The following is a 12,991-nucleotide window of genomic DNA, read 5'->3' as shown; positions in this document are numbered from 1 at the left end:
TAGGGTTGATGCTATGCCACTTTCATCCGCTCACGGATAAGGTTGGCGTTCTTATTCACAAGGTCTATGATGCGCTCGTGGTATTCGGAGTCTTGGTTGTACTTGCCGTGGCACTGCACCACCTTGAGTGTCCGCAAATCCACCTCTACGGTTTCAATTATCTCACCGCCAATCCTTGCCGAGAGTATGAGGGTGTCGGCTTTCTTGTAGTATTCACTGCCGAACACGCAGATGTTCTGTGCCTTGCCCTCGCTGTAATACTCGTCTATACTTTCAAGCACCTTGATGATTATTTCCTCGTCCGTGATTACCAATCCGAAGAATTTGGATTTGTTGGCGATGAAATCCTCCGCATCTTTTTCCCTTTGCAGTTGCCGCTGTTGCTCACGCTCACGCCTTTCAATCTCCCAGCGGCGGCGTTGCTCGGCTCGTTCCTTCTCGTGTATGGTTTCAATCTTTCGGGTTGCGTTGTCGTGTGCCGCCATGAAATCTTCGGGGCAGATGTTCTTCGGGTTGCGGAGGTCTTGACCGAGTTTGTTGAGCATACGCAGATAGTCGCACCACATGGAGAAGTTGTCTATCAGATACTTGTGACGCTTGGCAATCAGATATGATGCCCAGCATTCATCGGCAGTACGGGCATTGAAAAGAAAGTGTTTCATAACCTCAATCTCACCGCCTTTCATAAGGGTTTCAATTCTTGGGTCTGAAAGCAAGGCTTTGAAAAGACGCACGGGGGAAATGCCGTGGAAATCGCCCTTGAAGCCGTTGCGTCTGAGTTGGGGTAATACCCTCATTTTGGGATATGCACAGCTTCTTGCCACAACATCATCGTATAGGCTGTTGTGCGGTCTTATCTCCATCGCGCTGCACAATGCCCATACATCGCAGTAACAGAATGTGAAGCCACGGAGCAACGCCATGTCCGTAACCTTACCGTCGGGTGAAATCCAACGCTGCACAACCTCGTGGCAATAGAAGTGCATCGGCTCGCCTTTCCTGCTCTCGCATCTGACCTGCGCCACACGGATTACCTGATAGCCTTTGCAGGTGGTTATCACGCTGAAATACTGCGTTTCCTTGTAGATACGTTTGCGTGTGTCCTGCACTTTGAGTTCGGCATGGCATTTGGGGCAGGTGCAACCTTCAAGGGTGTCGCACAGTACGCTGTCGCTGTGCCACTCGTGACCGCAGTCGGAGCAGGTGATGTTCCCTTTCTTGGTGCGGTAGCCTATATGTTCAATGCAGTGGCGGTATGCCCATTCAATTTGTGTCGTTGATATGGGGCGGAGGTTGGCTGAAAGTCTTGCCACCTCTTTCTGTATCTTGGTCTTCGGTTTCATAAGCCTAAATCAAATAATGAGGGTTGGGGGTGGGTTTCTTTTCTCGCTGACGGTCTGTTGCGGTTCTGCAACTTGCGGAGTTCCTCCTCTTGGTATCTGCGGACTGCATTCTGACGTGCCTCCGCCTTTTCCTCTTCCGTGAGTTCCACAACATGGTTCACCACCACTTGGCAGTTCATAGGTTTGCCCACCTCTATCTCGTTTTCCTCATAGTAGTGGATGACTTGCCCGAATATCTCTCCGTCCGTGAAGCCGCTGCAACCGCTTTTCTGCACATAGTTCAGAATGTGGGTCACACACTCGTCTATGTTTTTGGCAGGGTTGCGGTACTTCTTCGCAAAGAGCGTATCTTCCTCCGCCCGCTGTTCCAGATACATTTGTATCGTTCTTTTGAAATGGTCTGTTCCTTTCATATCGCTGTCGTTTTTAGATTGTCTGTTTAAGTATCTCTCTCCAATAGGTCGGCTCTACCTCGCTGAGAAGGAAGTCCATGAAGTCCCTCCGTGCGTCCTTGTTCAGTTCGTGGTACAATCTTCGGAAAGTGCTAAAATTGCCGTTGATGTACGTTTCCACCATATACACGAAGATGTTGTCCACCTCGTAATATTTGCACTGCTGCGCTACCGTCTTGCAGTTTCTCTTTGCCATGTCGGTAAGGGTTAAAGGGTGAATAACCAAAGGATGAAGCCGAAGAAGGCAATGGTGAAAAGGATAGCCACGATTACACCTATCGCCACTCGGAACACTCCGTTTACAATCTCTCTGATGATGCCCCAAAGGATGCCGAACACCCCGAAGGCGGTGCGCATCATCAAGCCGCATATCGCCAACCCGATGTATTGCGCCACTTGTCTGAAATTTGCCGTTGCTGTCATATCTTCGCTGTTTTTGATTTTTTTGTTTTTTATGCGGATTCAAGAGCTGAGGGAGTTGAGTTTCAAACTATCTTATCTGCCTCTCGTTTATCCGACATTTTTTTTATGCGTCTTTCTGTCGCATCGGTCGTTTTCGTTTCGGGTGCTTGAAAAGGTAGGGATTAGGGAATGCAAGGTTTTTCGGTCAAAATACTACCCGCAGGGCTGGAGATTTTTACCGAAAACAGGAGGCTTGACCTTGCTTTCCCGTCCAATCCCGGAATTACCTTTGCGCCCAGAACGGAAATGACTGCCTGATGCGGCTCACTGAAAGGCGCAAAAATGGAGGTAAACGAAAACAGAGGCTGATTGGGTAGAAAAAACTTCAGGGAAAAATCCGTAAAAAAGGAATCACCAAAAGGAAAAAGACATCACCGGAAGCGTGAAAAGGGCAAACCACTACAAAGGAAGTATGATTGTTTTCCGATCCGACAGGACTTGTCCAGCCGGGCGACAACAATCATTCTTCCCGGATTGCCCGCTGTGTGTGGCTACCTGTTTCATTCATGGGGCAGGCGGACACACTCTGCATTCACTTTCCGCTTCCGGCAAAAGGGACAGCGAAAAAAAAAAATCATCTGAAAACCCGTAAAAGCACCTCTTGGCATAGGCGCAAAAGAAAGGGGCATTGCTTCATCTGTCTAAACATCGTTTAGGCGTGAGGCAATGCCCTTTTCTCCGGCTATGCGGTAGTTGGCACACGTTTGTTCCAAACTCGTTTTGGGCAATGGTGTGCCGACGGATAATACCGCTTTTACGGAAAAATCTTATGAATGAGGGGATAAAAATCTGGGAGTTTATATCAAAATCTCGGATTAAATAGCTACTTTTGCATACGAAGAGTTCTTTGAAGGTTACGCAACGCGCAGAAGGATAATGCAGTAGATAACTAACTAAATCGTAACCTATTACTATCAAGAGCGATTAACCAACGCTCATTTCCAATAAATTACACTCTTTTCGTAACTTCTGTGTACAAAGATACAAATGCAAAGAATGCGGAAACGATGATTACGAGAGGGTCAGCTTTGTTAAAGGCAATAGGTCGTACTCTAATCGCTTTGCCAAGTACGTGGTTGATTTGCTAAGGGCAATGACTATTCAGGAGGTTTCAAAAAGGCTAGGTGTTAGTTGGGATGTAGTAAAGGATATTCACACAACCTATCTTAAGAGACACTACAGCAAGCCCTCCTTACAAGGGGTGCAGTGCATAGGTATTGATGAGTTCGCTGTCCGAAAAGGACATGTTTATAAGACAATCGTAGTGGACCTAATCTCAGGAAGAATCCTTCATGTTGGCGATGGAAAGGGGGCGGATGCTCTTACAACGTTTTGGAAAAGGGTAAGGAAGAAGAACGTTCAGATAAAGTATGTGGCGACAGATATGTCATCAGCCTTCTCAAAATCAGTACGTGAGAATACCCCTGATGCCATACACGTATTTGACCACTTTCATGTCATCAAGCTAATGAATGATACCCTTGATAAAGTGCGAAGAGAGTTAGTGGCAAAAGAGGTGGACGAGGGAAAGAAAAAACTAATCAAGGGAACAAGATACCTCCTACTTGCCAACGGGGAAAAGATGATTGATGAGAAAGGGAGAACGAAGCTCCAGAAAGCACTCGCAATGAACGAACCCCTCTCTCAAGCCTATTACCTCAAGGAGGACCTGAGAGAAATATATAATCAACGAACCATTAATGAGGCAGAGGAAAGATTAAACAGCTGGGTGTCAATGGCACCAGATACAGATTCAAAACCTCTAATCTCATTAGCAAATACAATCAATGCTGCTAAAAAGGAAATACTCGCTTGGTATTATGGACGGCTATCAACGGCCAAAGTGGAGGGCATAAACAATAAAATTAAAGTGATGAAGAGAAATGCTTACGGATATAGAGATGATGACTATTTCAAACTTAGACTTTTTGCACTACATGACTGCCGTATCACACGAAATGTCGGATGAACCTCCTCTCTATAGCTTTTCCACCTCTTGGGGATTTTCCCTTTGCACTTTGAGGCTTCAACAGGTGTCTTATAGTCGAGACTCATGTGAGGCCTTTTTGTGTTGTAAAACTCTATGACTGAGGCTAGTTCAACCTTTGCCTCTTTGATGTTTTTAAAACGTTTGCCTTTTAAGAGCTCGTTCTTTATAGTGTTATTGATCCTCTCTGCCTGTGCATTATCTTTGGGGTCTGGGGTTTCTGTCATACTTATATCTATGTCATTCTTTTTAAGGATATCCACATACTGGTGGCTGGCATACTGGCAGCCTCTGTCTGAGTGATGAATGAGCTTATTGCTCGCTTTACCATTCGCTTTAAGTCTCTTAAGTGCCTGATTTAGAGCTTCAATAGGGTACTTGGTGTCTAGGCTGTCGCCTAGGCTCCACCCGACAATTTCTTTTGAGTATGAGTCTAAGATCACGGATAGGTAGCTAAACTTATGATGTACTCCGTCATAATGGATGGGGATATACGTTATGTCGCTCACCCATACCTGATTAGCCCTTTCTGGTATCAGATCTTTTACGAGGTTACCATAGAGCTTAAAACCGTGATTGGAGTTGGTGGTTCTCGGCTTTCTTTTACGTTGCCTTAGCTTCAAGCCGTGCTTGTCTAGAGTGTCAAGAAAACGGTCTCTCCCTAGTGGAGTCCCCTCCTTAAACTCTCGCTTATACATATGCCACAGCTTCTTACCGCCCATGCCAGGGGCTTTCTCTCGGGTCTCAAGAACGTACTCAACAGCCATCTCTTCAAGTGCCATATTGGCATGAAGTTTTGACTTTTTTCGCTTGTAATAGGCTTGCTTACTTACACCAAACAGGTCGCAAAGGAGCTGTATTGTATATTTCTTCAGGTCCTGTGCGTGCAAGCGATCTACCGTTTGGTGCCAGCTTTTTTTCTTATTTGGATGCGGAAATTCTCTTCTGCTACATTGATTAATTCATTCAATGCTTCTGCCAAAACAGTCTGCCTAAAGAGCTGTTCTTCAAGCTCTTGAACCCTTCTTTCTAAATCAACTGATCTTTTCTCAGACGCCCCGCCTGACGCCACATCCGAATAATAATACCTACGATATCCGCGGTGCTCTTCTTGTCTCTTCTTTTTCTTCGCCTTCATCTCTATAACTTCGTCTAACCCAGAATCTAGGTACCTATGAACCCACTCCAGGATCGTAGTCCTACCAATAGGAACAAGGTGTGAAATCTGGGTGTAACCTAAGTTTTCCTCAAAATAGAGGTGAATAACTCGGTCAAAATAAATCTTCTGGAGTTGACTCCTTTTTACAAACTTACTCATAAAAATCTATCTATGAGTCAACTTTTTCTAGGACAAGACAAAAATTAATCCTTGGGGTTGTCCGACCCACAAGGGGTCGTAAATTTTGGTTGCCTTCTTTACCCCCCTTCATCGGCTCTACGAGCCTCGAATGGGGGCAATCTATGATCACCACCAAATTTATATGGTTAAAAAGTGTTATTTCGACCTATGCTCGTTTTGCGTCATAATCAGAATAGAATTTGGTCCTTCTCGTGGCGATTGTAAAGGCAACCGTAAGTAGCTTGTTTTTGATGTTGTTCATAATGAGCAAATGTGGCTTGCCTTTGCTCTTCAGCTTTTTCTTGTAGTCTATGAACTTCGAGTTGAATCTGCTCGCAGAGAGTGCCGCCATATGTAAAAGACTTGCAAAATAAGGGTCGGCAAACCAACTCCTATGATTGCCATTTTGGACGGATGTACCTGACTGATTCGGGTGTGGAGAGACCCCTAAAAAGCAGGCAAGTTGCTTGGGGTTATCGAACCTTGTAAACCCTCGAGTAACAACGATCAAAAGAAGGCTTGTGATCTTCCCGATACCTGGTATGCTCAGTAGGCATTTATGGATCTCATTAAGCTCCTCATTGGCTTTGATGATTTCCACCATTTTAGCCTCAATAGCTTTGATTTCTTTCTTCAGAAACCTCTCCTGCTTCTCTAAGCGTTGGATCATGAACTTTAGCGTCTCATCATTGGGTTCTGACTTAAGAATATGCTTATACTCTTTTATCTGACACTTCAATCGCGCTCTTTCTCTCACCTGTCCATATCGGTATGAATAAAGTCTCTCTAAGCTCTCCATATCCTTAGATAGGGGCTTATAGAGCCTAATCTGATCGCGAAAGCGATAGAAGTAGTAAGCGATCTTTTCTGCGTCTATCTTATCGGTCTTGTCGCGAACAATCTTGCCACTACCACATTTGATCGAATAAGCATTTTGTAAGGAGCAATCAATCCCCAGCACATAAAGCTGTTTAGGCAGCGTGATGCTATAGTTACCTGTATCTTCTCCACCTACGAGAACAGAGGAATAGTCGCCAGACAATGCACAAGTCTTATTCAGCCATTTTACAAATCGCTTACAACCCGGCACATCGTTTTTGAACTGCTCATTACCAATGATCTTTGGATCAATAGAGCTCTCTTCAGATACCTTGAGGATAGCTGCGTCAAATGTTTCTTTTGAGAAATCAATTCCCACAAATAATTTTTTATTCATAACTTTGTACATGTAGTGATTAGATAGCCATTAGTCGAACGATAGCTGTTTGTACTCAAGCTGTAAATAGGAGTGAAATCCTAACAATCTATATAGTATCCAACAGCGTGATTAGGTGTCCTTACTGCCCCCAATAGGTTCTATGACCTCGCTACGGTATTAAGGTTTCTCACCTAATCGACTAATGGCTATCTTTCTACAACAAAGATACGACATTAGTCTCGCTATTAGACTATTTTTACTGGCTATTTCATCTTTGATATACCCTTTATCTACGCATTTGAATTTAACTTTTTTTGTTTGATTTTGGCGGGCTCGATAAACTCGCCCGGGCTACCTGCAAACTTACAGCTACGACAAATCGGACCTCCTCGCGGAGGTCCTTACCCATTGACTCTCTGATGAATGTCTCGCGGTAAGAACTTTCTAATGCGTAACCCCTGCAATAAAAACGCGGAATGTAAAGACAAATAAATAGTTGAACAACCTAGCCAATTAAGGTTAGATCGGAAAAACCAAAAAGGGGATCAACATACCGTCAAAATCATCAGTGTAAGTAGCCAAAAGTTTAGTTGCAACTAAGCGATCGGCGAGATGCAACTAAGCGATCGGCGAGATGCAACTAAGCGATCGGCGAGATGCAACTAAGCGATCGGCGAGATGCAACTAAGCGATCGGCGAGATGCAACAAAGCAAATGCTTAGTTGCATCTCAGTTTTCGGGTTGATAGCTAGGTGAAAATCAAATAGTTATGAAGGGGCTATTTCAGAGCTCTAAATTGCCGAAAATAAAGGCCGGTGGTTGGATAATGTAGAGCTTTTCGGTAGCACGTGTCATGGCGGTATAGAGCCAACGACAAAAGGAGAGGTCAATCATCTCGGGGGTGAGATAACCAAAGCTTAGGTAGACCTCCCGCCACTGTCCGCCTTGTGCCTTGTGGCAAGTCATCGCGTAAGAGTACTTTATTTGCAAGGCATTGAGATAAGGGTCTTGCCGTAGCTTTTGATAGAGCATCCGCCGTGAGGTGCAATCGGGATAGTCTTGGCACACCCCTTGATACAATCGCTCCCGCTGCTCTGGGGTAAGACTTGGGGCCTGCGTGAATAAGCTATCAAGCAGCACCTTGGCGGAGACAAAGCCCCCATGGGTATCACGCAGCTCGGCATCTCTAAAGGTAAAGCCATAGAGCTCCTGCTCCCTTCGGCTATTGAGCACCTTTAGGATCTCCCCATTGGCAATGAAGGTGCTTGTCGCCTGCCCCTTTTCATCAACGGGAAAGTGAAGGTAGTTATTGCGCACCACCATGAGGTTTTCTCCTGGCACCACCTCTTCGTCGTAGTAAAGGGTGTGGTACCTAATCGACTTATTATATTCCTCGGCATCTCTATTGGAGCGGGTGATGAGCAAGGTCTCCTCCTGCCCCACCCTCCGATACGAGTCCTCCATCAGCTCGGGGAGGTCGTAGCCCGAGATGATCTCTACCTCGCCCTTCACCTCGGGCAGAGGGAGCAGGGGCTCGTGCCAATCCTCGCCACTCTGTAGGTCGAGGATCCGCCCACGCAAGAGATAACTAAGATAGACAATCTCCCCGCCCTCCTCCTGACGGACAATATCCTTGAGGACACCTTGGTATAGTGTGGAGCAAAAGCCTACAAGATACTCCGGCATTAGTGCAGGACTCATCTCGGTACCGACAGGCGGAAGCTGGGCATCGTCGCCGATCAGTAGTAGCTTGCTCCCTTCGATGCTAAAGCAGAAGTCCACTAAGTCGTCGAGCAAACGATTACTTCCAAAGGAGCCGTACCCATCATTGGCATTATTGATCATCGAGGCCTCATCTACTATATATATGGTACCGGGCTGGTGCTGATTGTACCCCACCTCGTACGAGACTCCATCGCCCGAAATCCTCTGCCGGTAGATGGTTCGGTGAATGGTATAGGCGGGCAAACCACAATACCCCTCAAGCACTTTAGCAGCACGACCGGTAGGGGCAAGTAACATCTGCGGGTAGAGGAAGCTTTGGAGCATGTGAGAGAAAGCCCCTACAAGACTACTTTTACCCGTTCCCGCGTACCCACGCAATAAAAAGATGGAGTGCTCGGGAGCTTGGGCAAAGAAGTTTTGTAGCTCCTTTATCACTTCGTTTTGGCTAGAAGTGGGGGTAAAACCAAAAAAATCTAATATCTCAGGGCGATTATTACTCATATTGTCCGAAAATAGCTATATTTGAACGCCGATTCGTATGGCAGTCTGAATAAAAGTTGCTACTTTTGTAGAGACTACATACAAGTAACCTATATTCAAGAAGCTTGGTACGTTTAATGTTGAATGCAAAATAACAAATATATTTGAAGGTATGAAAATTTTATCGAGAGTTTTATTGGTCCTAGCTATTATTGGACTTGGTTGGGCGGTATACAACAGCATACGTGTACCTGTTAACTTTGAGAATACAAAGACCCAAAGGGAGAAGGAGGTCATCAAGGAATTGATAGATATCCGTACAGCACAGGTGGCATACAAGCAGGAGAATAACGTCCATGCTGCCAACTTTGAGGAGCTTCGCAATTGGCTAGAGAACGGCAATGTAAGGTCGGTACGTAAGGTGATGGAGCTCTCAGAGAAGCAGCTTCAAGATGGTATGACTGAGCAAAAGGCGTGGGATATCGTAAAGAAAGCAAGAGCCACTGGCAATTGGAAGGAAGCTGAAGAGGCTGGTCTATCCTCTATCGTTAATGGTGAGCGTGTATCCTTTACTCGTGACACCACATTCGTAAATGCTAAGGAGGCAATTTTCGGTGCCGACTATGATACCAGCAAGCTGGGTATTGTCCCATTCTCCAATGGTGCTACCTTTGAGATGGATACCGCTAGTGTAAAGACTAGCTCCGACATCTTTATTAGGATCTTCGAGGCCAAAGTAGATTACGACACCTATCTTGGCGACCTCAATCAGACTGAGCTCATCAACCTTAAGGATCGTGTGAATCAGATCGGTAAGTATCCTGGGCTAAAGGTTGGCTCGCTTACAGAGATCAATAACAACGCAGGTAACTGGGAGTAAGCTATATACCCCACTCATTCATAAAGCACACTCCTCTCTATCTACATAGCTGAGGAAGTGTGCTTTTTTTGCAACCCTTATGAGAGAGATAAAGGAGATCCACGCAAGTGAAGGAGATAAGAGCTTATCAGCAGATGAAGCTCTTGGCATTGATGCACGCATTACTCTAGGGAGCGAGATGATATTTGTCTTGGCTACAACCCAAGAAAACGACAAGCCCATCTTGGCCACGAGTATTTCCTTAACCAGCTCCGAAGAGGGTGGTATGCAAAAGTTATTTTGGGATCATCCACTTTTATCTCTTCCCTTCAGGAGCTCTACTATTCTGGTGGAGGATGGGTCGCCTTTTGCCATTGTCCCTGAGGATCTAATGGATAGTGCCTCACCAGAGAATTGGCTATCTCTGACCACTGAGCTAGAGGGGCGAAAAGTATTGACGAAGGCGATTGAGGAGGAGCACCTTTACATTATTTATTCGGTCAATAGAGAGCTATTTGACTTTTGCCAAAGGTCCTTTTCCCTCCCCACTTTTGAGCACCATATCTCCACACAAATCACCTATACCCTACGCAAATCTCGCCGAGAGCACCCTCAGGTCGTTACCGCTTACATCAGCAAAGGATTCATCCAAGTGGCGGTAGCAAAGTCGGGGGAGCTGCTACTGGCAAATCTCTATAAGATGGTCTCCGATGCAGACTGTCTATACTACATTACGGCATTGTACCGACAATTTAAGCTTGATCCTCACGCAGTGCCCCTATACTTATTCACCTACAATCCCGAGCCAAGTATCAAGCAGCTACTTGAGGAAAGTCTTGGAAACATTGTCCTCAACGACTACTCCACCGACGGTAGTAAGGAAGTAAATAATAATGTGGCAGTACACCCCTTGGAGCGATTACACATACTATGCGGATTATAAGCGGGAAATATGGGAAGCGTCGCTTTGAACTTCCCAAAAACTTTAGAGGTCGACCCACGACAGAAGTGGCAAAGGAGGCTCTATTCAATATCCTTCAGAATCGAATTGATTGGGAGGAGACTCGCTTTCTCGATCTCTTTGCAGGTAGTGGAAGTATCGGTCTGGAGGCACTCTCAAGGGGGGCTAAGGAGGTGCTGGCCATTGAAAAGAATCCTCGGCATACCTCGTTTATCAACTCTGTTGTGGAGCAACTTTCGGATGATCATTACAGCGTCCAGACAAGAGATGTCTTCGCTTTTATTGAAAAGAGCGAATCTTTTGGTACCTTTGAATTGATATTTGCTGACCCTCCCTATGATCTACCACTACTAGCAGAGCTACCTAGACGGATAATGAGTAGCCAGCTACTTTCGCCAGAGGGCTGCTTGGTAGTGGAGCATCCAAAGGAGTACGATTTCAGCAAAGAGCAATATTTTGTGGAGATGCGCAGATATGGGACGGTACACTTCTCATTCTTTGCACATAATATTAATAACATATAAAAGTAATTGAATTATGCTAATCACAATCATTACAGGTTTTATCGCTGGTAGTATAGCCGCATGGCTTATGCCAGGTGGAGGCAACTCTTGGATCGTAGACATCATTCTTGGACTACTCGGTGGCGTAGTAGGTGGTTGGGTACTTAGCTTACTCGACCTCTCTGCAGGCGATAGCTGGTGGGCAGGGCTAGTGGTAGCGATCATCGGTGCCTGCATCCTCATCTTTATTGGTCGCCTCTTCACCAAAAAAGGTGGCAAATAATTAACTATTGACTAAGAAACTAGGGTGGATACTTTTTGTATCCACCCTATTATATTTGTGCAATCAATCATTTATATCTTATGAGAAAGACATTATTTCTTACCCTTGCACTATTGCTTGCTATCCCGAATCTCTTAGCCCAAAGTGGAAAAGTATATCTAGTAGGTGCGGGCCCTGGCGATCCTGACCTCGTCACCGTGAAGGGGGCGAAAGTGCTCGGCAAAGCCGATGTAGTGCTGTATGACGCACTCGCCAATCCATCTATTCTACTCCACTGCAAGGGGAATGTGAGATTGGTCCCCGTGGGGAAACGAGCTGGCAAACCTTCGCCAAAACAAGAGGAGATCAATCAACTACTCATTAATGAGGCACTGAAGGGAAATACTGTGGTAAGGCTGAAGGGAGGTGACCCTTTTGTATTCGGACGTGGCGGTGAAGAGCTACTCGCTCTGCTTGATAAGGGCATTGATACCGAGGTGATCCCTGGCGTGACAGCAGCGATCGCAGCACCAGCCTATGCAGGAATACCTGTGACGCACCGTGCGCTAGCAAGGTCCTTCACCCTTGTTACCGCAAGCACCAAAGATAGCAACCTTGCTGAGTCGGTGAAGTGGAAGTCTCTTGTGGGGCAAGGGGGTACCATCGCATTTTATATGGGGGTACGAGTAATCCCCGAGATCTGCCAGCAACTGATCAAAGCTGGAATGTCGCCCGATACCCCTGCAGCTATTATTAGTAAGGGAACTCTGCCCGATCAGAAGTCTTATCGTGGAGTGCTCAAAGACTTCACCCCAAATTACACCGATTACACGAAGCTCACACCTGGTCTGCTCCTCGTGGGAGAGGTGGTTAATGTGACGGAGAATTACCAACCCTCTAAGGACGATAATGGTATGAAGGTGCTCTCTATCACCCTCAATAGAAAGGTGAGCGAGCTCACACCAAGGATAGAGGATGGCATAGCTGTGGCGACGACCATTGCTAGCAAAGACCCTGATAAGTATAGCAACGACTACCTAGAGATGCTCAAGGAACTAGAGTTTTCCCACATTGTCTTTTCAAACACCAAGAGTGTGGAGGCTTACTTTAAGCTCTGCGAAGCAAAAGGCATCAATGTGATTACCCCCAAGGCAACTATCATCACTCTTGGGAAGAAGATCACCGACCTCCTCAGCACCAAGGGCTACAACGCCATTACCCTTAGCTCCTACAACGAAGTGGCTAGCTACCTACTGGGCGATAAAGCGAAAGCAATGTCCAGCAGTGTTGACGCCGTGACAGGAGCCTCCAAAAAGCCCAAAGCACACTAACTGCCTATCTACCACAAGGATTACGTATTAGGAGTATATGCTTAAGTTAATGACCTAATATGTTTAGCTTGTGTTGGAGAAACGGATAA

14 protein-coding genes are annotated in these 12,991 nt (G+C 45.9%); 6 read left to right on the top strand and 8 right to left on the bottom strand.

Annotated elements, in window-relative coordinates:
• Nucleotides 1–11: 11 nt before the first annotated feature.
• Genes MWL85_RS01205 through MWL85_RS01190 form a run of 4 tightly spaced genes read right to left on the bottom strand, consistent with a single transcriptional unit; the run spans nucleotide 12 to nucleotide 2,218 of the window.
• Nucleotides 12–1,343, bottom strand: coding sequence for a PcfJ domain-containing protein (locus MWL85_RS01205; protein WP_244401083.1), 1,332 nt, complete (start codon nucleotides 1,341–1,343; stop codon nucleotides 12–14).
• Entirely contained in the window at nucleotides 1,340–1,756 is a 417-nt protein-coding gene (locus MWL85_RS01200) for a PcfK-like family protein (protein ID WP_004371748.1), read from the bottom strand. The genes MWL85_RS01205 and MWL85_RS01200 overlap by 4 nt, the downstream gene beginning before the upstream one ends.
• 13 nt (nucleotides 1,757–1,769) lie before the next feature.
• Nucleotides 1,770–1,991 carry a hypothetical protein gene (locus MWL85_RS01195; protein WP_004371749.1) on the bottom strand — a complete coding sequence of 74 codons (222 nt, stop codon included), beginning with the start codon at nucleotides 1,989–1,991 and terminating at the stop codon, nucleotides 1,770–1,772.
• A gap of 11 nt (nucleotides 1,992–2,002) precedes the next feature.
• Entirely contained in the window at nucleotides 2,003–2,218 is a 216-nt protein-coding gene (locus MWL85_RS01190; protein ID WP_008126037.1) for a hypothetical protein, read from the bottom strand.
• A gap of 976 nt (nucleotides 2,219–3,194) precedes the next feature.
• Here MWL85_RS01190 and MWL85_RS01185 point away from each other — a divergent pair.
• A complete protein-coding gene (locus tag MWL85_RS01185; RefSeq protein WP_244401839.1) occupies nucleotides 3,195–4,226 on the top strand; it encodes an ISL3 family transposase in 1,032 nt (343 codons plus the stop codon).
• On the opposite strand, the gene MWL85_RS01180 is transcribed toward MWL85_RS01185, so the two are convergent.
• From MWL85_RS01180 to MWL85_RS01165, 4 genes are all read right to left on the bottom strand, one after another.
• Nucleotides 4,166–5,134: an IS3 family transposase gene (locus MWL85_RS01180; protein ID WP_244401081.1), complete on the bottom strand. Its 969-nt coding sequence runs from the start codon at nucleotides 5,132–5,134 to the stop codon at nucleotides 4,166–4,168. The genes MWL85_RS01185 and MWL85_RS01180 overlap by 61 nt on opposite strands.
• A 5-nt stretch (nucleotides 5,135–5,139) precedes the next feature.
• Nucleotides 5,140–5,562, bottom strand: coding sequence for a transposase (locus tag MWL85_RS01175; protein WP_021902868.1), 423 nt, complete (start codon nucleotides 5,560–5,562; stop codon nucleotides 5,140–5,142).
• Nucleotides 5,563–5,749: 187 nt separating this feature from the next.
• The gene (locus tag MWL85_RS01170) at nucleotides 5,750–6,799 is read right to left on the bottom strand and encodes an IS110 family RNA-guided transposase (protein ID WP_244400173.1); all 1,050 of its coding nucleotides are present in this window, start codon (nucleotides 6,797–6,799) and stop codon (nucleotides 5,750–5,752) included.
• A gap of 765 nt (nucleotides 6,800–7,564) precedes the next feature.
• On the bottom strand, nucleotides 7,565–9,007 hold the full coding sequence (locus tag MWL85_RS01165; RefSeq protein ID WP_070707833.1) for an ATP-dependent DNA helicase: 1,443 nt from the start codon (nucleotides 9,005–9,007) through the stop codon (nucleotides 7,565–7,567).
• Nucleotides 9,008–9,158: 151 nt separating this feature from the next.
• On the opposite strand from MWL85_RS01165, the gene MWL85_RS01160 reads away from it, so the two are divergent.
• The 5 genes from MWL85_RS01160 to cobA all read left to right on the top strand — a co-directional run bounded on the left by MWL85_RS01160 (nucleotide 9,159) and on the right by cobA (nucleotide 12,902).
• A complete protein-coding gene (locus MWL85_RS01160; RefSeq protein WP_018028284.1) occupies nucleotides 9,159–9,866 on the top strand; it encodes a hypothetical protein in 708 nt (235 codons plus the stop codon).
• A gap of 79 nt (nucleotides 9,867–9,945) precedes the next feature.
• Entirely contained in the window at nucleotides 9,946–10,788 is an 843-nt protein-coding gene (locus MWL85_RS01155) for a DUF3822 family protein (protein ID WP_244401079.1), read from the top strand.
• Complete coding sequence (gene rsmD, locus MWL85_RS01150; RefSeq protein WP_018028282.1) at nucleotides 10,776–11,330, top strand: 16S rRNA (guanine(966)-N(2))-methyltransferase RsmD; 555 nt, start codon at nucleotides 10,776–10,778, stop codon at nucleotides 11,328–11,330. The genes MWL85_RS01155 and rsmD overlap by 13 nt, the downstream gene beginning before the upstream one ends.
• Nucleotides 11,331–11,343: 13 nt before the next feature.
• Nucleotides 11,344–11,592 carry a GlsB/YeaQ/YmgE family stress response membrane protein gene (locus MWL85_RS01145; RefSeq protein ID WP_021903040.1) on the top strand — a complete coding sequence of 83 codons (249 nt, stop codon included), beginning with the start codon at nucleotides 11,344–11,346 and terminating at the stop codon, nucleotides 11,590–11,592.
• Nucleotides 11,593–11,672: 80 nt separating this feature from the next.
• Nucleotides 11,673–12,902: a uroporphyrinogen-III C-methyltransferase gene (gene cobA, locus MWL85_RS01140; RefSeq protein ID WP_244401077.1), complete on the top strand. Its 1,230-nt coding sequence runs from the start codon at nucleotides 11,673–11,675 to the stop codon at nucleotides 12,900–12,902.
• Nucleotides 12,903–12,991: the final 89 nt, after the last annotated feature.

Source organism: Porphyromonas somerae, from assembly GCF_022845615.1.
Lineage (GTDB): Bacteria > Bacteroidota > Bacteroidia > Bacteroidales > Porphyromonadaceae > Porphyromonas_A > Porphyromonas_A somerae.
Note: the sequence above shows the minus strand (reverse complement) of the source record. Positions and strands in the feature narration are given on the sequence as shown.

What these genes read in the sequence shown, in the direction of transcription:
- MWL85_RS01205 (WP_244401083.1), bottom strand. Translation starts at nt 1,343, where the DNA reads ATGAAACCGAAGACCAAGATACAGAAAGAGGTGGCAAGACTTTCAGCC.
- MWL85_RS01200 (WP_004371748.1), bottom strand. Translation starts at nt 1,756, where the DNA reads ATGAAAGGAACAGACCATTTCAAAAGAACGATACAAATGTATCTGGAA.
- MWL85_RS01195 (WP_004371749.1), bottom strand. Translation starts at nt 1,991, where the DNA reads ATGGCAAAGAGAAACTGCAAGACGGTAGCGCAGCAGTGCAAATATTAC.
- MWL85_RS01190 (WP_008126037.1), bottom strand. Translation starts at nt 2,218, where the DNA reads ATGACAGCAACGGCAAATTTCAGACAAGTGGCGCAATACATCGGGTTG.
- MWL85_RS01175 (WP_021902868.1), bottom strand. Translation starts at nt 5,562, where the DNA reads ATGAGTAAGTTTGTAAAAAGGAGTCAACTCCAGAAGATTTATTTTGAC.
- MWL85_RS01170 (WP_244400173.1), bottom strand. Translation starts at nt 6,799, where the DNA reads ATGAATAAAAAATTATTTGTGGGAATTGATTTCTCAAAAGAAACATTT.
- MWL85_RS01165 (WP_070707833.1), bottom strand. Translation starts at nt 9,007, where the DNA reads ATGAGTAATAATCGCCCTGAGATATTAGATTTTTTTGGTTTTACCCCC.
- MWL85_RS01160 (WP_018028284.1), top strand. Translation starts at nt 9,159, where the DNA reads ATGAAAATTTTATCGAGAGTTTTATTGGTCCTAGCTATTATTGGACTT.
- MWL85_RS01155 (WP_244401079.1), top strand. Translation starts at nt 9,946, where the DNA reads ATGAGAGAGATAAAGGAGATCCACGCAAGTGAAGGAGATAAGAGCTTA.
- rsmD (WP_018028282.1), top strand. Translation starts at nt 10,776, where the DNA reads ATGCGGATTATAAGCGGGAAATATGGGAAGCGTCGCTTTGAACTTCCC.
- MWL85_RS01145 (WP_021903040.1), top strand. Translation starts at nt 11,344, where the DNA reads ATGCTAATCACAATCATTACAGGTTTTATCGCTGGTAGTATAGCCGCA.
- cobA (WP_244401077.1), top strand. Translation starts at nt 11,673, where the DNA reads ATGAGAAAGACATTATTTCTTACCCTTGCACTATTGCTTGCTATCCCG.